The sequence below is a fragment of the uncultured Amnibacterium sp. genome, from assembly GCF_964245895.1.
GTDB lineage: Bacteria > Actinomycetota > Actinomycetes > Actinomycetales > Microbacteriaceae > Amnibacterium.
The window spans coordinates 1-19,625 of record NZ_CAXTOQ010000053.1 but is presented as its reverse complement, the minus strand read 5'-3'; the positions used below and the strand labels follow the sequence as shown (position 1 = coordinate 19,625).

The following is a 19,625-nucleotide window of genomic DNA, read 5'->3' as shown; positions in this document are numbered from 1 at the left end:
CGACGCGCATCCCCTCCGTCTCCGAATCGGTGCGGGGCGAGGAGAGGCGCGACGATCCGGCTGCGGGGTGGGCGGAGCCGGTCGGTTCGGTGGTGCTGCTGTCCGTCACGCCGAGACCGTACGGAGGCGGTACCGCGAGCGATCGCCGGCCGGGACCCTTCGGAGGCGTTGCACGGCCCGCTGCCGAACAGGTCGGACCGATCGCGCAGGCTCAGCCTGCGTCCGGTCGGAGTTCAGACCGCGCCCAGCAGCAGGACGCTCCGTTATCGGCGGGGTCGCTACCCCTCCGGCGCCTGAACGGCGCCCACCGAGTTCGAGGTGACGGACCCGTCCGTCACGACGAAGGGAAACACCATGATCACCACCAACGACATCGACGCCCTGGCCAAGGCCAAGGTCGTCGACCGCGACGGCGACAAGGTCGGCTCCGTCGGCCAGGTCTACGTCTCGGACGACGGCGCCCAGCCGCTGTTCGTCACCGTCAACACGGGCCTGTTCGGCACCCACGAGTCGTTCGTGCCCCTGCGGTCCGCCGACTTCAGCGACGGCGAGCTGCGCGTCGCCTACGACAAGGCGACGATCAAGAACGCCCCGAACGTCGACGCCGACGGCTCGATCTCGGACGACGAGCAGGGCTCGATCTTCGATTACTACGACGGCCATGCGGGCGGCACCGCCTCCGGCACCCGCGGCTCGACGACCGGGCTCACCGACGCGGACCGCAGCACCACCACCGGCCTGGACCGCGACGCCTCCCTCGACCGCGACGCCACTCGCGACCTGGACACCGACCGCGGCACGGTCGGGCACGACACGTCCGGCCCGACGACCGACGATGCGATGACCCGCTCGGAGGAGCGGCTGCGCGTCGGCACGCAGCAGGTCGAGACCGACCGCGTGCGGCTGCGCAAGCACGTCGTCACCGAGCAGCAGACCGTGACCGTGCCGGTCAGCCACGAGGAGGTGCGGCTCGAGCGCGAGCCGATCACGGAGGCGAACCGCGGCGACGCGCTCGACGGCCCGGACCTCAGCGAGGAGGAGCACGAGGTCGTCCTGACCGAGGAGCGTCCCGTCGTGCAGAAGGAGACCGTCCCCGTCGAGCGGGTGCGCCTCGACACCGACACCGTCACCGAGCAGCAGCGGGTGACCGAGGACGTCGCCCACGAGGAGATCGACGTCGACGGCGCCGACCGCAGCACGCGCTGACCGACCCTCCATCGACCCCGGAGCGGGGAGCGCAGATCCTGCGCTCCCCGCTCCGCGTCACATCGCGCCGCTACCCTCCCACGGTGGTCGACAGCCTGCTCCGTCTGCACTACGACGCGACCGACGCGGTCGGTGCGACCACCGCCATGCGCGCCGTGCTCGGATCGGCGGAGGTGAGCACCCGCGCGGGCGATCTCACCTGGGAGCAGGTCTCCCTGGTCGACGACGGCATCACCGTCTCGAGCATCCGCTCGTCGGGCGACGGCGTTCGGCTCCGCGTCCGCGGCGCGGCGGAGCTGCTGGTGGTCGCGGTGGAGCAGGGCGAGGCGGCGCTGACCGCGGGAGGGATGCGGCTGCGGCTCGCCCAGCAGCAGATCGGGCTCGTCCCGATCGGTGCGGACGCCGAGCTGCGCTGGTCGGCGGCGCGGCTGCAGCTGTTCGCGATCCCGGCCGCGCCGCTCGCCCGGCTGCTGGGCGTGCCGCGCAGCACGGTCCGCCTGCACGCGCCGCGGATCGACCCGTGCTCCCCCGAGCTCGGCGAGTACTTCCGGCGGACCGCGGCCCTGCTGACCTCGAGCGTCTTCGGCACGCCCGAGGTCTACGCGCGCGACCTGGTCCGCGCCGCGACGGTCGACGCGCTCACCGCCGTGGTGGTGGAGGCGTTCCAGCTGTCCGACTACGCCGAGGACGCGTCCGACCGGGATGACGTGGTGATCCGGCGTGCCATCGCCGAGATGCGCGGGCACCTCACCGAGCCGATCTCCGTGCCGGAGGTGGCGCAGGCCGCCGGCGTCTCCATCCGAGGCCTGCAGATGGCGTTCCACCGGCAGCTCGGCGTCGCCCCGCTGCTGCACCTGCGCCAGCTGCGGCTCGAGGCGGCCCGCTCGGCCCTGGTCGCGGAGGCGGAGGAGGGCACCACGATCGCGGACATCGCCCGCCGGTTCGGCTACGCGAACAGCGGCCGGTTCTCCACGCACTACCGCAGCGAGTACGGGGAGGCGCCGAGCGCGACCCTCCAGCGCGTCCGCGGCGCGGGATCGACCGCGCCGTCCCCGCCCGGCGCCGCGAACGAGGCGGACCTGGTGCAGGTCGAGCCGCGCTTCGGCAGCGGCGGCGCGCCCGGCCCGAACGACGCCACCGGCGCCGCGGTCGCGGTCGACGGGGCCTCCTCCACGTCGCGCGGTACTCCGACCGGCGCGCGGTAGGTCGACCCACCGCGCGGAGGTCACGGTCACCGCGCGAAGCGGCCCTCCCGCCGCGTCAGCCGTCGAGCTCGCGGAGGGGGGCCGTGCGGTCGCCGCCGGCGTCCCCCGTGTTGACCGTGCCGCGCGGCTCGATCAGCAGGGCGCGCACCTCGCCGTCGGCGCGCGGGCAGTGCTCGACGCCCCTGGGGACGACGAAGACGTCGTCCGGGCCCAGGACGACGTCGCGGTCGCGCAGCTGGATGACCAGCTCGCCGCTCGTCACGAGGAACAGCTCGTCCGTGTCGGGATGGGCGTGCCAGACGAACTCGCCCAGCAGCTTCACGACCTTCACGTCGTAGTCGTTGACGGTCGCGAGCCGGTGGGGCTGCCACGGCTCGGCTCGAGTCGAGCGCTGCTCGGAGGTTGACGACGTCGCCCGGCACCGCGGGAGCGTACCGCCGGGCTCAGACCGCCGCGGTGCGGATCCGGACCTCCCGCTCCATGCGCTGCTCGTGCCGCTGCCGGCCCTTGATCGCCTCCACCTCTCGGCTCTTGGGCGGCGCGGCCGTGACCAGCTGGTCCAGCATGCGCCGGGTCGCGAGCGCGATCTCGTCGATCGCCGCCTCGAACGCGGGCGTGTTCGCGCGGGAGGGGTGGGTCGAGCCGCTGACCTTCCGGACGAACTGGCGCGCCGCCTCGCGCACCTCCTCGTCGGTCGTCGCCGGCTCGAAGTTGTGGAGGCAGCGGATGTTCCGGCACATGCGCGCCATCATCCCCCGGCCGGGCGGAGCTCCGCGGTCACCCGGGGTCGCCGATGCGCTCCAGCGCGTCGACGATCAGGTCCCAGAGGCGCGCGTGGTCCAGCTCGAGCGCGGCCGAGGTGCGGCAGCCGACGGGCGCCGGGCGCCGCCGGTCCGCGACGGTCATCCCGAGGGTGTGCACGCCCGCGGTCTCGACGACGATCGGCATCCGGGTCGCCCGGACCACGCCGGGGTCGATCACATGCGCCACCGCGCACGGGTCGTGCACGGGCGGGTGCTCGAAGCCCTGCGCGTCGCGGTAGGTCGATCCGAAGAAGTCGAGCAGCTCGCCGACGAACCGGGCCGGCGCGGTGTCGATGCGGCGGATCCGCTCGACCACCTCTTGGGTCGCGAGGGCCTGGTGCGTGACGTCGAGGCCGACCATGGTGACGTCCCAGCCCGCCTCGAACACGATCGCCGCGGCCTCGGGGTCGATGACGATGTTGAACTCGGCGACCGGGCTCCAGTTGCCGCCCTGGACGGCGCCGCCCATCAGGACGACGCGCTTCACGCGATCCACGATCCTCGGCTCCATGCGGGCGGCGAGCGCGATGTTCGTCAGCGCCCCGGTCGGTACGAGCGTGACGGAGCCGGGCTCGTGCTCCAGCACGATGTCGATGATCAGGTCCACGGCGTGCCGCGGGTCGAGTCGGATGCTCGGTTCGGGCAGCTGCGGCCCGTCCAGCCCGCTCTCGCCGTGGATGGAGGGCGCGAGCCGGATCGGGCGCACGAGGGGCCGGTCGGCGCCCGCCGCGAACGGGACGCCCGTCATCCCGGCGATCCGCGCCACGGACAGCGCGTTCCGCATGACCTTCGGCAGCGTCTGGTTGCCGGCGACGGTCGTCACCGCCAGCAGCTCGATCCTCGGGCTGCCGTGCGCCAGCAGGAGGGCGATCGCGTCATCGTGCCCGGGATCGCAGTCGAGCACGATCTTCTCGGGGCCCGCGAGCGTCTCGTCCACCCGCTCAGTGTCGTGCCGGCAGCGAGCCGGCAGCGGCTCAGCCGCGCGACGCGGGCTCGGCGGGCGGCGCAGCCTTCGGCGAGCGACGTTCGCCGGCGGAAAGGCGCACGGCCCGCGGCGCCTGGACCGCGATCGGCCCGGTCCTCGTCAGCTCCTGGATGTCATGGATGTCGATGTCCGGCACAAGGCCTCCTCGTCGTCGAGGAGGCCATTCCACCCCGCTCCGGTGCGAATCGGCTCAGAACTTGAACCGGATGTGCTGGACGCGGGCGCGTCGTGGCTGCGCCGACCGCCGCCCGTCACCGCTCGGACAGCAGCGCCACGAGCTCCGACGCGAGGTGCCGATCGACGGCGTCCGGCACCGCCCGGGCGCCGCGCCAGTCCGCCTCCCCGCGCGCGATCACGGCGAGGCTCTGCGCCTGCAGCGACAGCCCGAGGTCCATCGCCTGGATCGGGTTCCCGCCCGCAGCGGTCAGGTTGAGCATGTTCGTGTCGTGCAGCACCACGACTTCGCGGCCGTCGGCGAGGCGATGCAGGACGCGCGCGTCCGCGTCCCCGTCCGCCGGCGACAGCGACACCGTCTCGACGGACGCGGCACGCAGCGCGGCCTTGTCGATCTCGAGCCCCTCGTGCCCGACTCCGGCGATCACCACGCCGTCCCGGAGGAGCGGGAGGTGCTGCTCCTGGATCACGTCCCGCGCCCCGGTGGCCAGCAGGACCGCGTCCGATCCGCGCAGCAGGGCCGGCAGATCGACGACGGCGTGACCGCGCACGATGGCATCGAGCCGACGGAACGGGTCGAGGTCGGCGACGAGGACGGTCGCACCGAGGCTGCGGAGCGTGTCCGCGGTGCCCTTGCCGCAGGGCCCGTAGCCGACGACGCCCACACGCAGCCCCGGCAGCATGAGGTTCGTCGCGTTCATGAAGCCCTGCACGATGCTCTGGCCGACGCCGAGCTCGTTCTCGATCAGCAGCTTCAGGCGGCTGTCGTTGATCACGATCACCGGGAAGTCGGGCTCCGCCGGCAGCGCGCGGATGTGCATGCCGCCCGTCGTCGTCTCCTCGGTCGCCCCCAGGAACCGCTCCGACGGAGGTGCGCCCTGCGCCAGCCGCAGGATCAGGTCGGCGCCGTTGTCGAGGATCAGATCGGGCCGCCGGTCGAGGATCGTGCGCAGGTGCGCGTCACGATCCGCGGCGGTGTCGGTGCGCTCGCCGAGGACCTCCACGCCGAGGCGGCGCAGCGCGTCCGCGGTCGCCGGCACGGTCGTGCCGATGTTGCCGGTCAGCGTGACCCGCGCGCCCGCCTGCAGCAGCCACTGGCACAGCACCGCGGTCTTCGGCTCGACGTGGATGGTCATGCCGACGTGCAGCCCCGAGAGCGCGGACCCCTGCTCGGCGAACGTCGCCGCCAGCAGCGGCATGTGCCGAGCCGCCCAGTCGATCGCCGGATCGCCCGAAGGCTGCAGCACCTGTCCCGTCATCGCCCTGTTGTACCGCGGACATGCGCCCGGGAAGCCGAGGAGCGACCACCCCCTCGGTCAGTGCGGCTTGCCCGCACCGCGCAACCCTGCGGTACGGGGCTGCCCGGCCGCCCGCTGCAGCTCGCCCTTCGCGTTCACGACGATCAGCCCGGATCCGCTGGACGCCGACTGGGACAGCAGCTCGAGCCACTCCCGGTCGATCGCCGGAGCGCGGGACCCGGCGAACTTGAAGTGCACCACGGCATGCGGGGTCAACCAGATCGAGCTCCTGCCGTCGCCCTCGTCCAGCGCGTCGAGCCAGGACAGCAGGAACGGCTCGCCGGCCCGGAACTTCTGCACCATCACGACCTGGAGGTGCGCCAGCAGCGGGTCGTCGAACTCCACGACCCTGCCGTCGCAGCTGATGCTGCCCATAGCCCCTCCGATCGAGAACCGCTTTCGGTAGCCGCTCGACGCACATCATGTCCCCGTTGCGTCAAAGTCGCCCACAAGTCCTCCCCTTCTCACCGTGCGAGGCGTAGACAGACAGCACCGATCGACGGTGCGAGGGACGTTCGAGGATGAGACGGATCAGCTACGACGGGGTCGCCGTCGCGACGGACGACGCCGTCGCCGACGCGGTGATCCAGCTCGCGATCGCGATAGCCCGCTATGGCCGCTACGAGCCGGTGACGATCCCGGTGCTCGTGGACGGCCGGGGCGAGGAGCTGACCCTCATGCTCGGCCCGACGATCCACATCAGCTCCCTGACCTTCCCCTCGCCACCCGGCGTGGTCGTCGACGGAGCCGAGGCGGCGGCGAGCGGCATCCGAGCGCGCATCCGGGCGCTCGACGGCCCGCTCCACCTCATCGACGGCGGTCCGCAGGATCAGGCCGTCTCCTAGCGCGGCCGACGGAGGCGACGTGCGCGACATCCTCACGCCGTCGCGCGGCACCTCCACCCCTCCGCGCCGGGTGGAACCACTACGCGAGGGTCACGGCCACCGCGCGCCGAGCGCGGCCGAGTCAAGGGGGCGCGGACGGCGGAGCGGCGCCGTACCGTTCGGCGGATGAAGCACGTGATGATCGCGGACAAGTCCCTGCTGGCCGGGGACGAGGTCATCGACCTGCTGATCGAGTACGCCGCGCTGCTCGGGCAGGAGAGCACCGCCGACAGCATCGACGTCCACGCGTTCGGTGCGGACGGCGATGAGGTCATGGCCACGTTCCTGCTGAACGGCGGGACCGCCATCGTCGCGGAGACCACCACCTCCAGCCTTCCTTCCCCCGACAACGCGAAGGCCGAGCAGTACCTGCATTCGCGCATCGCCCACCTGCGCGGGCAGCGCACGGCTTCGGCGGAGGACATCGCTGGCGTGGGGGTCTGGGACGCGTCGGACGACTGAGTGCCCGGGACGCCGCTCAGCGCCGCAGGGAGTCGCCGGGACGTTCGCCGAACGCCTCCCGGTACTGGGCGGCGAACCGGCCGAGGTGCAGGAATCCCCAGCGGCGCGCGACGGTCGCCACGCTCACCGATCCGAAGTCCGCGGCGAGCAGGTCGGCCCGCGCCGCAGCGAGCCGAGCCCCGCGCAGCACCGCGGTCGGGCTGGAGTCGAGGTGCCGCCGGAACGCCGCCTGCAGCCCGCGGACGCTCATCCGCGCCGCGATCGCGATCTCCTCGGGGCCGATCGGTTCCTGCAGGTGCTCGTCGATGTAGGCGAGCGCTCGGCGGACCGCGGACGGCAGCGCGGTATCGGCGTACGGCGCGTCCTCGGACCCGACGACCTCGATCGGGAAGACCGCGAGCACCGCGGCGCACAGCATCTGCACCGTCGCGTGGCGCAGCAGGTCGTTGTGGAGGTGGCTCGCCTCGCTGAACGCACGGCGCGCGTACGCGACCGTCTCCGTCCAGAGCACCCGGTTCGCCGAGGTCATCGGCGCCGGCGGATGGAACCGCAGCGTCGCCGCGGTGAGTCCGCCGGCCGCGGCCGCGAACGTCTCGAGGGCGTCCTGGTCGAAGTTCACCACGAGCAGATCCAGCGACTCCGACCACGACCGCCCCTCCCCCGGCCGGAACAGGAACGGTCCCGCCGGGTCGAGCCGATCGTCGTTCGAGACCGCGCGGTATGCCCCGCCGAGCAGCTGTCCGACGGCGAGGGTCCGGCGGAAGTCGACGTGCACCTCGGTGCGGGAGGCGATCTCGAACCGCGCCATCGCGACCCGCTCGTCGCCCCGCAGCTGCTGCACGAAGCGGAACGGCCGGGCGGACTCCTGGAAGCGAGCGATGGGGTAGACCCGGTGCAGCAGCTGCTCCGCCTCGTCGATGTCGTCGGCGCGGACGGTCTCGTCGACGACCGTCATCCGCGGGCTCCGTCGAGCCGCGGATCGCCGGCGGCCGGCCGCGGGGATCCCGGCTCTCGGTTCGCCACCGAACCAATGTACGAGGTCCGGTCCGGCGCGACCAGGCGTCGGATCAGGACGACCTCATGCCGTCGGAGCACTCCCCGCCGTCGCCGTTGACGACGGGGAGCGCACCGGATCGACCGCAGCGACCCGCTGCGAGGCACGCCGGCTCATCGCTGCGCGAGCAGCGCGATCGTGAGCAGCACGCCCACGCAGACCGATGCGACACCGGCGGAGGCGAGGAACGCGCGCACCATCGGCCACACCCTCGCGACCGGCGCCGGCAGCGACCCGCGCCAGGCGGCCTGGGCGGCGGACAGCGTGCGGTGGCCGGATCGCGCGACGCCGTCGACGTCGACGTAGGTGTAGCGGCGGCCGCGCTCGATGGTGCCGACCGGCCTGCCGTCGACCCGCCCGGCCCACAGCCGCGTCTGCTGCTGGACCCACTCCGGCTCGACGCCCGGAAGGGCGTCGGTCAACGTCGTCGTCATCGTCGAGCCCTTCTGCCTCCGCCTGCGCCGAACGATGCCGGGAGCGGGGAGCGGTCTCGAACAAGACTACGAGCGAAGTGCTTCAGAGATTGAGCGATGCGCGACCTGGCCACGGTGCTTCGCGAACCGGCCAGCGGCCCGATCCACCGCTGGTCAGGTCGCGCCGGAGGCCGCCACCCGCAGGGTCTCGAGCGGGTACTCGCCGTGCGCCTCCCGGTAGTGGGCGCTGAACCGGCCGAGGTTGGTGTAGCCGAGCCGCTTCGCCACCGAGGCGACCGTCGCCGACCGGTCACCAGCCGCGGCGGCGAGGGCCGCACGGGCGGCGGCCATCCGCGCCTGACGGAGGTGGAGCAGCGGCGTCCCGCGGCCGGCCCGGCGGAAGGCCAGCTGGAGTCCTCGAACGGAGACGCCGCAGCCGATCGCCACGTCCGGGATGGAGATCGGCTCCGAGAGGTGCGCGTGGATGTAGGCGTCGGCGCGGTCGAGCACGTCGCGGTCCGAGACCGCCGCGTCCTCGACGTCGTCGACGATGCCGAACGCCTCGATCGCGACCCCCAGCAGCGCACCGATCGCCTGCTCCCGGATCACGTCGCTCTCGAACAGCTCGCGCCGCTGCAGCACCTCGCCGGTCAGGGTCGCGGCGGTGCGGTGCCAGAGGCCGGTGATCACCTCCGACGAGGGCTTCACCCGCGCGCAGCGCAGGGAAGTCAGCTGCAGGCTGCGGCCGAGCAGCTGCCGGACGGACGCCCGCGGGAACGAGAAGACGTCCAGGGTCACGCGCTCCCAGCGCAGCGACGCGGCGCCGCGCAGCGGGACCACGCCGATCTCGTTCGCGGCGAGGGTGACCGCGGTCGCGCCCTGGCGCATCAGCACCTCGCCGTCCCGGACCGAGAAGACCAGCAGGTCGGGCGAGTCGACCGCCCGCAGCTCGACGCCCGATCCGGTCGAGATGATCCGCGTGACCGAGATGCCGTCGTCGACGAGCGACTGCTGCTGGTAGTCGAGCGACTCGCCGTCGCTGACGACGACCGTGCCGGCGCCGAGCACGGCCTGCGCCGCGACGGTCGCCGCCTCGTCGTCGTCGGCCCGGAACTGCTGGCGGAGGAGCAGGTCGACCATCGGAGCACGGTAGAGCACGCAGCCGCCCCTGCCCGCAGCGCCGTCAGCTCACGTGCACCGTGGGCCGACGGCGGATGTCGGGCTCCGTCTCCCGCAGCACCTCGCGGGTGACCGGGGCGACCTCCCCCTCCCCCGCGATGAGGAAGCGGACCATGTTGGAGATCGGGTTGCCCTCCGTCCACTCGAAGTAGATCTCGGGCACGACGCCGGTGAGGTTGCGGATCTGCAGCAGGACCGTCGCGATCGTGTTCGGCACGTTGCCGCTGCGCACCTTCAGCACGCGGAAGCCGTGCCGCACCTCGCCCGTGACGACCAGGTCCTCCTCGAAGTCGGAGGAGTCGGTCTTCCGCACCTCGAGGAAGATGATCGATGCGCGACCGGGGATGTGGCTGTCGTGCCGCTCCGTCCTCGCCTTCGCGCGGTACTCGGCCTCGTCGCCGGAGCCGGGCTCGTTCGCGACCAGGTGGATCTCGCCGAAGTCCTCCGCCTCCTCCAGGAACCCGAGCGCGACGGGGTCGAACGTCACGCTCGTCGCCCGCACCTCGAACGAGCGCCGCAGCCGGGAGACGAAGGAGATCAGCAGGATCCCGACGATGAAGAGCGCGCCGATCCGCAGACCGTCCGGCCGCTCGATGACGTTCGCCACCGTCGTATACGCGAAGACGAGGGAGACGACGCCGAATCCCACCGTGCGCTTCCGCTGCCGCTTCCGCCGCGCCGACAGGGTGACGGCGACGGAGGCCGACGTGATGAGCACCAGCACCCCGGTGGCGTACGCGCCGCCCTGCGCGTCGACGTCGGCGTCGAACGCGATCGTGATCCCGATCGCGATGACGGTGAACACGATGACCAGCGGCCGCACCGCGCGCGCCCAGGTCGGCGCCATGCCGTACCGCGGCAGGTAGCGCGGCACGATGTTCAGCAGCCCGGCCATCGCGGAGGCGCCCGCGAACCAGAGGATCGCGATCGTCGACAGGTCGTAGACGGTGCCGACGACCGGGCCGAGGTACTCGTGCGCCAGGTACGCCAGGGCTCGGCCGTTCGCCTGCCCGCCCGGCTGGAACTCCCGCTGCGGGATCAGGAGCGTCGTCGCGAGGCTGGAGGTGATGAGGAACACGCTCATCGTGATCGCCGCGGTGGTGAGCAGCCGCTTCGCGCCGCGGATCCGCCCCTCCGGGCGACCGGTGGCGTCGGCGGCGTCGCCCCGGATCTGCGGGATCACCGTGACGCCGGTCTCGAAGCCCGAGAGGCCCAGCGCGAGCTTCGGGAAGACGATCAGCGCCACCCCGACCACGAGCAGCGGGTTCCCGCCGTTCTGCCGCAGCAGCGCCGCGCCCCAGTCGCCGACCAGGGCCGGATGCCCGAGCACGTGGAGGAAGGCGGTGACGAGCACCACGGCGTTCAGGGCCAGGTAGACGGCGACGAGCACGACGGCGATGCCGATCGCCTCCCGGAACCCGCGCAGGAACACGGCGCCGAGCAGCAGGACCAGCAGCAGCGTCAGCGGCACCTGCGCGTCGTGCAGCACCGCCGGCATCAGCGGGTTCTCCACCGCGTGCGCGGCGGCGTCGGCGGCGGACAGCGTGATCGTGATCATGAAGTCGGTCGCCGCGAAGCCGAGCAGCACGAGCACGAACAGCTTCCCTCCCCACCAGGGCAGCAGCCGCTCGAGCATCGCGATCGAGCCCTCGCCCCGGAAGCTCTCGCTCGCCACCCGGCGGTACACGGGCAGCGCGCCGAGCAGGGTCAAAGCGATCAGCACGAGCGTCGCGATCGGCGAGACGAAGCCGGCGGCGAGCGCGGCGATCGCCGGCTGGTAGCCGAGGGTCGAGAAGTAGTCGACGCCGGTGAGGCACATGACCCGCAGCCAGGGGTGCGTCTGCTGGGCGCTGCCGTGCGGGCCCTGGTGCCTGCCCGCCTCCCCGGCACCCTGCAGCGCCCACCGCGCCAGGCGCCCGCGCTGCCGCTGCGGTGCCGCGCACGCGTCCGGGACGACGCGCTGGTCGGGCAGCCCGGGCCGGCCCGCTGCCCACGCGCCCGGGTCGATCGGTCCGGTGGCGGGCGCGCTCGCGTCGGGGGTGGTCGTCTCGTCCGTCGTGCTCCTCCTCCGGGTCGGTGCGGCGTCGCTGGTCGTCGCGGGCGGTTCAGCGGGCGGTGGAGCGGCCCGCGCCCAGCTCGTGCCAGACGTCGCCCCAGACGGCCTCGAAGCCGACCGCGTCGAGCCCGCCCGCGCGACGGCGGCGCTCCGCGTCCAGCAGCCGCGCGGCGAGCCGGTCGAGCAGCTGCTGCGGCCCGCGGTCGAGCGCGTCGGTGCCGTCGTCGCCTCGGCAGGTCTGCAGGGTGCGGATCCGCTTCCTGGCCGGTCCCGCGAGCCGAGCGAGACCGAGCGCGCCGGCGCCGTACGCCGCGCCTCCGGCCAGGACCGCGACGCCGAGCGGGAGGTGATGGGCCGAGACGATCAGCACGAGGACGCCGAGCAGCATGCCGATCGGCGGCCAGCCGCGCAGCAGCCGGTAGCGGATCCGCTCCCGCCGCGTCGTCCCCGGCGGGTGGACCACCAGGCAGCAGCCGGTGTACCCGTAGCGGCTCGTCCAGATCTCGAGGTCGCCCCACTCGTGCGGTCCCTCGAGCACCCGGCGGAGAGCGCGGCCCGGCAACCCGGGTCCCTTCGGAGCGGCAGCCCGGTCCCAGCGGGCCGGCGGCAGCGCCGCACGGCGCCGCGACACGATCGACATGAGCCCGGTGTACCGCCGGGAGGCACGGGCCGGCGGCCGTCTTGACGGGATCCGAACGCCCCGGGCCCGGATCGATACGGATCCTTTACGGCGGACCGTGCGCTCGGTCGGAGCACTTCAGCAGGAAGAACTCGCTTCAGCAGGAGGATCGGGGCGGCTTCTTCCTGCCGTCGGTGATTCTTCCTGCTCAAGTGCTCCGTGCGCTCAGTCGCCCTCCGGGACGAATCGGTACCCGATGCCCGGCTCGGTGATCAGGTAGCGCGGCTGCGCGGGCACGGGCTCCAGCTTCTTCCGAAGCGCAGCCAGGTAGATGCGGAGGTAGCCGGAGTCGCGGGTGTGCGCCGGGCCCCACACGCTGGTCAGCAGCGTCTGCTGCGTGACGAGCCGGCGCGGGTTCCGGATCAGCTGCTCGAGGACCGCCCACTCGGTCGGGGTCAGGCGCACGTCGACGCCGGCCCGCTTCACCTGGCGCGCGGGCAGGTCGACGACCACCTCGCCGAACGCGACGGTCGGCGCCGCGGCGGACTCGGGCGAGCGCCGCGTGAGCGCGCGGATCCGCGCCAGCAGCTCCTCCGTCGCGAACGGCTTCACCACGTAGTCGTTCGCGCCGGCGTCGAGCGCATCGACCTTGCCCGCGGTGTCCGACCGGCCGGACACCACGAGGATCGGCATGCTGGACCAGCCGCGCACGGCCTCGATCACGGCGACCCCGCCGATCCCCGGCATGCCGAGGTCGAGCAGGATCAGGTCGGGCAGGTCGTGGGCGGCGGCCTGGATCGCCTCCCTGCCGTCCCGCGCCGTCACGACCTCGTAGCCGTGCGCGGCGAGGATGATCCGCAGCGCCTTCAGGATCTGCGGATCGTCGTCCGCCGCCAGGATCTTCATCGCCCGTCCCTTCACGCGTCCGTGGGCTCGCGGACGGTCGCGTCCACCGGCAGGTCGAGCACCATCGTGAGGCCGCCGCCCGGGGTGTCCTCGGCCTCGAGCCTCGCGCCCATCCCCTCCGCGAAGCCGCGGGAGAGCGCGAGGCCCAGCCCGATGCCGCCGGAGTCCGAGGTGTCGGAGTCGTGCTGGAACGGCTCGAACATCCGGACCCGCTGCTCGCCCTGCACGCCGGGACCGTGGTCGATGACCCGCACCTGCAGGCGGCCGCCGAAGGTGGAGAGGGAGAGCTCGGGAGGCGTGCCCTCCGGCGAGTATCGCAGCGCGTTCGACAGCAGGTTCACCAGCACCCGCTGCAGCAGCACCGGATCGGCGCGGACGGGCGGCAGCGCGTCGGGCACGTGCAGCTCGACGTCGCCGGGCCCCGCGTCGAGGTCCCCGAGCACGGCGGGCAGGAAGTCGGCGACGTCGAGCGACTCCAGCGACACCGCCAGCGCGCCCGCCTGCACCCGGCTGACGTCGAGCAGGTCGGTGACGAGCCGGGCGAGCGTGTCCAGGCTGCGCTCCGTGCTGTCCAGCAGCTCGCCGCGGTCGGCGTCGGACAGCCGGGAGCCGGGCGTGCGCAGGCTCGTGACCGCGGCGGTGGCCACGGCGAGCGGGCGGCGCAGGTCGTGCCCGACCGCGGCGAGCAGCGCCGAGCGGACCCGGTCGACCGCCTCGAGGGGCTGGAGGCGCTTCGCGGCGTCGGTCAGGGTGCGGTGCTCGAGCGCGACGGCCAGCTGGGTGACGATGACGTCGAGGATGCGCCGGTCGGACGCGTCGATGCGGCGCCCGACGAGCTCCAGCTCGAACCGGTCGTCGACCCGCACCCGGCTCGTCTCGCCGGAGGCGTCCGGGTCGCCGTGCTCCTCCATGAAGCGGCCGTCCGCGATCAGCCGGACGGCCGCCATGCCGAACACCTCCCGGGTCCGCTCCAGCAGCGCCTCCACGGCGTCGGCCCCGCGCAGCACGCCGCCCGCGACCGTGGCGAGCACCTCCGACTCGCTGGCGGAACGCCGCGCGATGCGGGTGAGCCGCGCCGCCCGGTCGACGACGACGCTGACCAGCAGCGCGTTGATCAGGTAGATGAACAGGGCGATGAGATGCGTCGGGCGCGAGATGGTGAACGTGAAGAGGGGCTCGGCGAACAGGTAGTCGAGGGTCAGGCCGGACAGCACCGCGGCGAACGCCGCCGGCCAGGCGCCGCCGACCAGGGCGACGAGGATCACCAGCAGCTGGTAGCCGAGCGCCTCCGCGGTCAGGCTGTCGCCGGTCCTCGTCGCCGACAGCAGCAGGGTGAGCAGCGGCCCGCCGACGAGGGCGAGCACGAACCCGAGCACGCGCCGCTTCACCGACAGCGCGCCGCGACCCCTGGGCACGAGGCTCGAGCGGCGGCCGGCCGCGCTGTGGGTGACGATGTGCACGTCGATGTCGCCCGAGGCCCGGATGACGCGCCCGGAGGTGCCCGGCCCGGTCAGCAGCGCGAGCAGCCGGGAGCGGCGGGATACGCCGATCACCAGCTGCGTCGCGTGCACCGCGCGCGCGAAGCCGATCAGCGCGCTCGAGATGTCCTCGCCGACGACCTGGTGGTACGTGCCGTCCAGCTGCTCGACCAGCACCCGCTGCGCGGCGAGCGACCGCGGGTCCGGGGTGGCGAGCCCGTCCTCGCTGGAGATGTGCACGGCGAGCAGCTCGCCGCCGCCCGACCTCGCCGCGATCCGGGCGCCGCGGCGGATCAGCGTCTCCCCCTCCGGGCCGCCGGTCAGCGCGACGACGACGCGCTCCCGCGCCTCCCATGCGGTGTCGATGCCCTGCTCGACCCGGTACCGCTGCAGGGCGCTGTCGACCTCGTCCGCGAGCCACAGCAGCGCCAGCTCGCGGAGCGCGGTGAGGTTGCCGAGCCGGAAGTAGTTGGAGAGCGCCGCGTCCACGCGGGTGGAGGGGTAGACCTTGCCGGCGGAGAGGCGATCGCGCAGGGCCTGCGGCGCGAGGTCGACCAGCTCGATGCGGTCCGCGTGCCGCAGCACCTGGTCCGGGATCGTCTCGCGCTGCGGGATGCCGGTGATCCGCTCGACGACGTCGTTCAGAGACGCGATGTGCTGGATGTTGACGGTGGACAGCACGTCGATGCCGGCGTCCAGCAGGTCGTCGATGTCCTGCCAGCGCTTGTCGTGGGCGGAGCCCGGCGCGTTCGTGTGCGCCAGCTCGTCCACCAGCGCGACCTGCGGCTTCCGGGCGAGGACGGCGTCGAGGTCGACCTCCTCCAGCACGATGCCGCCGTGCTGCACGATGCGGGGCGGCACCGTCTCGATGCCGCGGGCGATCGCGGCGGTCGCGCTGCGGCCGTGGTCGAGCACGACCGCTGCGACGACGTCCGTGCCCTGCTCGATCAGCCGGTGCGCCTCCTCGAGCATCGCGAAGGTCTTGCCCACGCCGGGCGCGGCGCCGAGGAACACGAGCAGTCGACCGCGGTGCACACCGTTCATGATCCTGCGTGCGGCGCCTTCGTCACGACCCCGACTGCGCGAGCGCGATGTTCAGCTGCAGCACGTTCACCGTGGGCTGGCCGAGGTACCCGAGGTCCGGAGCCTGGACGGAGCGCTCGACGAGCGCGCGCACCGCGGCGGCGGACATCCCGCGGGCTTCCGCGACCCGGTCCACCTGCAGCAGCGCGTACGCCTCCGAGATGTGCGGGTCGAGGCCGGAGCCGGAGGCGGTGACCGCGTCCGCCGGGATCGCACCGGCGCCGTCGTCCTTCGCGATCGCCTCCTTCCGCTCCATCACGGCCTTCAGCAGGTCCGGGTTGTTCGGGCCCAGGTTGCTGCCGGAGGAGGCGCCGCCGTCGTAGCCGTCGCCGGCCGCGGAGGGCCGCGACTGGAACCACTGCGGCAGCGCGTTCCCCTTCTTGTCGGTGAAGGACTGGCCGATCAGCGCGGAGCCGACGACCTTCCCTCCCGAGGTGACGAGCGTCCCGTTCGCCTGGGATGGCAGGACGACCTGGCCGATCGCCGTCACGACGAGCGTGTAGACGATCGTCGCCGCGGTCGTGAGGACCAGCAGGCCGAGGGCCGCGGTCCAGATGCGGACCGGGCCGCGGGTGAGGATGGTGGACATCGGTGCCTTTCTCGAGCGCACGCTCGCCGGTCCCTGCAGCCCTGACGGGGTGTCGTCTGCGGAGAGCGGCGAGCGCGCGCTGGGGTGGTCTAGAAGCCGGGGATCAGGCTCACGAGCAGGTCGATGAGCTTGATGCCGATGAAGGGGGCGATCACGCCGCCGAGGCCGTAGACCAGCAGGTTGCGGGTCAGCAGCGCGGAGGCGGAGGAGGGCCGGTACCGCACGCCGCGGAGGGCGAGCGGGATGAGGGCGACGATCACCAGCGCGTTGAAGATCACCGCGGAGAGGATCGCCGAGGACGACGAGTGCAGCTGCATGACGTTCAGCGCCTGGAGCCCCGGGAACACCCCGACGAACATCGCGGGGATGATCGCGAAGTACTTCGCCACGTCGTTCGCGATCGAGAACGTGGTGAGCGCGCCGCGGGTGATGAGCAGCTGCTTGCCGATCGTGACGACGTCGATCAGCTTCGTCGGGTCGGAGTCGAGGTCGACCATGTTGCCGGCCTCCTTCGCGGCCGACGTGCCCGTGTTCATCGCGACGCCGACGTCCGCCTGGGCGAGCGCGGGGGCGTCGTTCGTGCCGTCGCCGGTCATCGCGACGAGCCGGCCGCCCTCCTGCTCGCGCCGGATGAGGGCCAGCTTGTCCTCGGGCGTCGCCTCGGCGAGCACGTCGTCGACGCCGGCCTCCTTCGCGATCGCGGCGGCGGTGACCGGGTTGTCGCCCGTGACCATGACGGTGCGGATGCCCATCGCGCGGAGCGCGGCGAAGCGCTCCGCCAGCCCGGTCTTGACGACGTCCTTGAGGTGGATGACGCCGAGGATCCGTGCGGTGCCGTCGGCGTCGCGCTCGGCGACGGCGAGCGGGGTGCCGCCCTGCTCCGAGATGGAGCGGACGAGGTCGTCGAGCGAGGCGGCGGTCGCCGGAGCGACCCCGCCCTGCTCGCGCACCCAGGTCAGGACGCTGGCGGCGGCGCCCTTGCGCAGCGCGCTGCCGTCCGCCTCGTCGAGCCCGCTCATGCGGGTCTGCGCGGTGAACGGGACGACCGTGCGGCCGCTCCGCTCCGTCGGCACGTACTCCATCGTCGCCGCGAGCTCGACGACGCTGGCGCCCTCGGGCGTCGGGTCGGCGATCGACGACAGCGCCGCGACCTCCATCAGCCGGCGCTCCTCCACGCCGGGCACCGGGAGGAAGGCGACGGCGCGCCGGTTGCCGTAGGTGATGGTGCCGGTCTTGTCGAGCAGCAGCGTGGTGACGTCGCCCGCGGCCTCGACCGCGCGACCGGAGGTGGCGAGCACGTTGCGCTGCACCAGCCGGTCCATGCCGGCGATGCCGATCGCGGACAGCAGCGCCCCGATCGTCGTGGGGATCAGGCAGACGAGCAGCGCGACGAGCACCGTGACGCCGGGCTCGGCGCCCTGGAACCCGGCGACGGGGCCGAGGGCGAGCACGACGACGAGGAAGATGATCGTGAGGGTCGAGAGCAGGATCGACAGCGCCAGCTCGTTCGGCGTCTTCTGCCGCACGGCCCCCTCCACGAGGGCGATCATCCGGTCGACGAACGTCTCGCCCGGCTTCGACGTGATGGACACGACGACGCGGTCCGACAGCACCCGGGTGCCGCCGGTGACGGCGCTGCGGTCGCCGCCCGCCTCCCGCACCACGGGCGCGGACTCGCCGGTGATCGCCGACTCGTCGACCGAGGCGATGCCGGACACGATGTCGCCGTCGCCCGGGACCACCTCGCCGGCGACCACCACGACCACGTCGCCCTGCCGCAGGTCGGCGGAGGCGACCGTCTCGGTCTCGGCGGCGGTCGCGGCCGGGTCCGCAGCGGCGTCGTAGCCGCGGACGCGGGTGGCCGACGTGGTGGTGCGGGTGGCGCGCAGCGACGCGGCCTGGGCGCGGCCGCGGCCCTCCGCGACCGCCTCCGCCAGCGTGGCGAACAGCACGGTGAGCCACAGCCAGACGGCGATCGCCCAGGTGAACCCGATCGTGCTGCCGCCGCCGCCGAGGAACGGCAGGGCGATCGCGAGCACTGTGGTGAGCGCGGCGCCGACCTCGACGATGAACATCACCGGGTTGCGGACCAGGTGCCGCGGGGACATCTTGCGGACCGCGTCGGGCAGGTTCCTGACCAGCTGCGACGGGGTGAACGCGCCCGAGGGCGGACGCAGGTCCTGGTGCTGCTCCAGGGCGCCGGACTCCGGCGATTCAGGGGTGACGGTGCTCATGCCAGTCCTTCGGCGAGGGGTCCGAGAGCGAGGACCGGGAGGTAGGTGAGGGCGGTGACGATGAGCACGGTGCCCACCGTCAGGACGACGAACTGCGGGCGGTGCGTGACGAGCCCGCCGTTCTCCGCCGTGCCGTGCGACTCCTGGCTCGCGAACGAGCCGGCGAGCGCGAGGACGAACACGATCGGCAGGTAGCGGCCGAGCCACATGGCCGCCCCGAGCGCGGCGTTCAGCCACGGCGTGTTGGCCGTCAGCCCGGCGAACGCCGAGCCGTTGTTGTTCGCGGCGGAGGTGAAGGCGTACAGGACCTCGGAGAAGCCGTGCGGGCCGGGGTTCCAGATCGAGGTCTTCGCGACGTCCGCCGCGACCGCGGGGATCGCGAACGTCAGGCCGAGCCCGATCAGGATGATCGTCGGGGTGGTGAGCAGGTAGAGGCTCGCGAAGGTGATCTCGCGGGTGCCGATCTTCTTTCCCAGGTAGGACGGGGTGCGCCCGATCATCAGGCCCGCCAGGAAGACCGCGAGGATCGCGATCACCAGGAAGCCGTACAGCCCGGTGCCGACACCGCCGGGCGCGATCTCCCCGAGCATCATGTTGAGCATCGTCATCATCCCGGCGAGAGGCGTGAAGGAGTCGTGCATCGAGTTGACCGCACCGGTCGACGTGGCCGTGGTGGACGACGCGAACAGGACGGACCAGAGCACGCCGAAGCGCTGCTCCTTCCCCTCCATCGCGGCGCCGGCGGCCTTCGTCGCCGCACCGGCGCCGGAGACCTCGAACGCGACCATCGCGGCCGTGAAGAGGGTCAGCAGCGTCACCATGGAGGCGAGCACCGCCCGGCCCTGCCGCTTGTCGCCGACCATGATCCCGAACACGCGGGGCATCGCGAACGGGATCAGCAGCAGCAGCAGGATCTCGAAGAGGTTCGAGAAGCCGGTGGGGTTCTCGAACGGGTGCGCGGAGTTGGCGTTGAAGAAGCCGCCGCCGTTCGTGCCGA

Annotated in this window: 19 protein-coding genes and 1 pseudogene; 4 read left to right on the top strand and 16 right to left on the bottom strand. The window is 73.0% G+C overall.

Annotated elements, in window-relative coordinates:
* Positions 1 to 354: 354 nt before the first annotated feature.
* Together ACFE60_RS09395 and ACFE60_RS09390 are read left to right on the top strand one after the other, a co-directional pair.
* Positions 355 to 1,206 carry a YsnF/AvaK domain-containing protein gene (locus ACFE60_RS09395; protein WP_375388592.1) on the top strand — a complete coding sequence of 284 codons (852 nt, stop codon included), beginning with the start codon at positions 355 to 357 and terminating at the stop codon, positions 1,204 to 1,206.
* An 83-nt stretch (positions 1,207 to 1,289) separates the two neighbouring features.
* Entirely contained in the window at positions 1,290 to 2,411 is a 1,122-nt protein-coding gene (locus tag ACFE60_RS09390) for a helix-turn-helix domain-containing protein (RefSeq protein ID WP_375388591.1), read from the top strand.
* 55 nt (positions 2,412 to 2,466) lie between these two features.
* On the opposite strand, the pseudogene ACFE60_RS09385 reads toward ACFE60_RS09390, so the two are convergent.
* The 6 genes and pseudogenes from ACFE60_RS09385 to ACFE60_RS09360 form a co-directional block, all read right to left on the bottom strand.
* Positions 2,467 to 2,754, bottom strand: a pseudogene (locus ACFE60_RS09385) (cupin domain-containing protein); the annotation flags it as partial.
* A gap of 100 nt (positions 2,755 to 2,854) precedes the next feature.
* Positions 2,855 to 3,151 carry a DUF2277 domain-containing protein gene (locus ACFE60_RS09380; protein ID WP_375388590.1) on the bottom strand — a complete coding sequence of 99 codons (297 nt, stop codon included), beginning with the start codon at positions 3,149 to 3,151 and terminating at the stop codon, positions 2,855 to 2,857.
* 37 nt (positions 3,152 to 3,188) lie between these two features.
* The gene (locus ACFE60_RS09375; RefSeq protein WP_375388589.1) at positions 3,189 to 4,151 is read right to left on the bottom strand and encodes a nucleoside hydrolase; all 963 of its coding nucleotides are present in this window, start codon (positions 4,149 to 4,151) and stop codon (positions 3,189 to 3,191) included.
* A gap of 37 nt (positions 4,152 to 4,188) precedes the next feature.
* Positions 4,189 to 4,335, bottom strand: a complete 147-nt coding sequence (locus ACFE60_RS09370) for a hypothetical protein (RefSeq protein WP_375388588.1) — start codon at positions 4,333 to 4,335, stop codon at positions 4,189 to 4,191.
* Between the two features lie 115 nt (positions 4,336 to 4,450).
* Positions 4,451 to 5,632 carry an adenosylhomocysteinase gene (locus tag ACFE60_RS09365; protein WP_375388587.1) on the bottom strand — a complete coding sequence of 394 codons (1,182 nt, stop codon included), beginning with the start codon at positions 5,630 to 5,632 and terminating at the stop codon, positions 4,451 to 4,453.
* Between the two features lie 57 nt (positions 5,633 to 5,689).
* Complete coding sequence (locus tag ACFE60_RS09360; RefSeq protein WP_375388586.1) at positions 5,690 to 6,046, bottom strand: ATP-dependent DNA ligase; 357 nt, start codon at positions 6,044 to 6,046, stop codon at positions 5,690 to 5,692.
* 146 nt (positions 6,047 to 6,192) lie between these two features.
* On the opposite strand from ACFE60_RS09360, the gene ACFE60_RS09355 reads away from it, so the two are divergent.
* Both ACFE60_RS09355 and ACFE60_RS09350 read left to right on the top strand, forming a co-directional pair.
* Complete coding sequence (locus ACFE60_RS09355; RefSeq protein ID WP_375388585.1) at positions 6,193 to 6,516, top strand: hypothetical protein; 324 nt, start codon at positions 6,193 to 6,195, stop codon at positions 6,514 to 6,516.
* A 165-nt stretch (positions 6,517 to 6,681) separates the two neighbouring features.
* Positions 6,682 to 7,017: a hypothetical protein gene (locus tag ACFE60_RS09350; protein WP_375388584.1), complete on the top strand. Its 336-nt coding sequence runs from the start codon at positions 6,682 to 6,684 to the stop codon at positions 7,015 to 7,017.
* A gap of 16 nt (positions 7,018 to 7,033) precedes the next feature.
* On the opposite strand, the gene ACFE60_RS09345 is transcribed toward ACFE60_RS09350, so the two are convergent.
* The 10 genes from ACFE60_RS09345 to kdpA all read right to left on the bottom strand — a co-directional run.
* On the bottom strand, positions 7,034 to 7,972 hold the full coding sequence (locus tag ACFE60_RS09345) for a helix-turn-helix domain-containing protein (protein ID WP_375388583.1): 939 nt from the start codon (positions 7,970 to 7,972) through the stop codon (positions 7,034 to 7,036).
* A 212-nt stretch (positions 7,973 to 8,184) separates the two neighbouring features.
* Positions 8,185 to 8,505 (bottom strand): hypothetical protein, encoded by a 321-nt coding sequence (locus ACFE60_RS09340; protein ID WP_375388582.1) that lies wholly within the window; start codon positions 8,503 to 8,505, stop codon positions 8,185 to 8,187.
* A gap of 153 nt (positions 8,506 to 8,658) precedes the next feature.
* Positions 8,659 to 9,624: a helix-turn-helix domain-containing protein gene (locus tag ACFE60_RS09335; RefSeq protein WP_375388581.1), complete on the bottom strand. Its 966-nt coding sequence runs from the start codon at positions 9,622 to 9,624 to the stop codon at positions 8,659 to 8,661.
* Positions 9,625 to 9,667: 43 nt separating this feature from the next.
* The gene (locus ACFE60_RS09330; protein ID WP_375388580.1) at positions 9,668 to 11,482 is read right to left on the bottom strand and encodes an amino acid transporter; all 1,815 of its coding nucleotides are present in this window, start codon (positions 11,480 to 11,482) and stop codon (positions 9,668 to 9,670) included.
* A gap of 286 nt (positions 11,483 to 11,768) precedes the next feature.
* Entirely contained in the window at positions 11,769 to 12,359 is a 591-nt protein-coding gene (locus tag ACFE60_RS09325) for a DUF6611 family protein (RefSeq protein ID WP_375388579.1), read from the bottom strand.
* A 204-nt stretch (positions 12,360 to 12,563) separates the two neighbouring features.
* Positions 12,564 to 13,244, bottom strand: a complete 681-nt coding sequence (locus tag ACFE60_RS09320; RefSeq protein WP_375388578.1) for a response regulator — start codon at positions 13,242 to 13,244, stop codon at positions 12,564 to 12,566.
* An 11-nt stretch (positions 13,245 to 13,255) separates the two neighbouring features.
* Positions 13,256 to 15,757 (bottom strand): ATP-binding protein, encoded by a 2,502-nt coding sequence (locus tag ACFE60_RS09315; protein WP_375388577.1) that lies wholly within the window; start codon positions 15,755 to 15,757, stop codon positions 13,256 to 13,258.
* Positions 15,758 to 15,788: 31 nt separating this feature from the next.
* Complete coding sequence (gene kdpC, locus ACFE60_RS09310; RefSeq protein WP_375388576.1) at positions 15,789 to 16,394, bottom strand: potassium-transporting ATPase subunit KdpC; 606 nt, start codon at positions 16,392 to 16,394, stop codon at positions 15,789 to 15,791.
* A gap of 89 nt (positions 16,395 to 16,483) precedes the next feature.
* A complete protein-coding gene (kdpB, locus tag ACFE60_RS09305; RefSeq protein WP_375388575.1) occupies positions 16,484 to 18,628 on the bottom strand; it encodes a potassium-transporting ATPase subunit KdpB in 2,145 nt (714 codons plus the stop codon).
* On the bottom strand, positions 18,625 to 19,625 hold a 1,001-nt coding region (gene kdpA / locus ACFE60_RS09300; RefSeq protein ID WP_375388574.1), incomplete at its 5' end, for a potassium-transporting ATPase subunit KdpA. The genes kdpB and kdpA, both read right to left, overlap by 4 nt.

Bases quoted from the DNA above. Each gene is read 5' to 3' on its own strand.
- ACFE60_RS09395 (WP_375388592.1), top strand. From the start codon at position 355: ATGATCACCACCAACGACATCGACGCCCTGGCCAAGGCCAAGGTCGTC.
- ACFE60_RS09380 (WP_375388590.1), bottom strand. From the start codon at position 3,151: ATGTGCCGGAACATCCGCTGCCTCCACAACTTCGAGCCGGCGACGACC.
- ACFE60_RS09365 (WP_375388587.1), bottom strand. From the start codon at position 5,632: ATGACGGGACAGGTGCTGCAGCCTTCGGGCGATCCGGCGATCGACTGG.
- ACFE60_RS09360 (WP_375388586.1), bottom strand. From the start codon at position 6,046: ATGGGCAGCATCAGCTGCGACGGCAGGGTCGTGGAGTTCGACGACCCG.
- ACFE60_RS09355 (WP_375388585.1), top strand. From the start codon at position 6,193: ATGAGACGGATCAGCTACGACGGGGTCGCCGTCGCGACGGACGACGCC.
- ACFE60_RS09350 (WP_375388584.1), top strand. From the start codon at position 6,682: ATGAAGCACGTGATGATCGCGGACAAGTCCCTGCTGGCCGGGGACGAG.
- ACFE60_RS09345 (WP_375388583.1), bottom strand. From the start codon at position 7,972: ATGACGGTCGTCGACGAGACCGTCCGCGCCGACGACATCGACGAGGCG.
- ACFE60_RS09340 (WP_375388582.1), bottom strand. From the start codon at position 8,505: ATGACGACGACGTTGACCGACGCCCTTCCGGGCGTCGAGCCGGAGTGG.
- ACFE60_RS09335 (WP_375388581.1), bottom strand. From the start codon at position 9,624: ATGGTCGACCTGCTCCTCCGCCAGCAGTTCCGGGCCGACGACGACGAG.
- ACFE60_RS09330 (WP_375388580.1), bottom strand. From the start codon at position 11,482: ATGTGCCTCACCGGCGTCGACTACTTCTCGACCCTCGGCTACCAGCCG.
- ACFE60_RS09325 (WP_375388579.1), bottom strand. From the start codon at position 12,359: ATGTCGATCGTGTCGCGGCGCCGTGCGGCGCTGCCGCCGGCCCGCTGG.
- ACFE60_RS09320 (WP_375388578.1), bottom strand. From the start codon at position 13,244: ATGAAGATCCTGGCGGCGGACGACGATCCGCAGATCCTGAAGGCGCTG.
- kdpC (WP_375388576.1), bottom strand. From the start codon at position 16,394: ATGTCCACCATCCTCACCCGCGGCCCGGTCCGCATCTGGACCGCGGCC.
- kdpB (WP_375388575.1), bottom strand. From the start codon at position 18,628: ATGAGCACCGTCACCCCTGAATCGCCGGAGTCCGGCGCCCTGGAGCAG.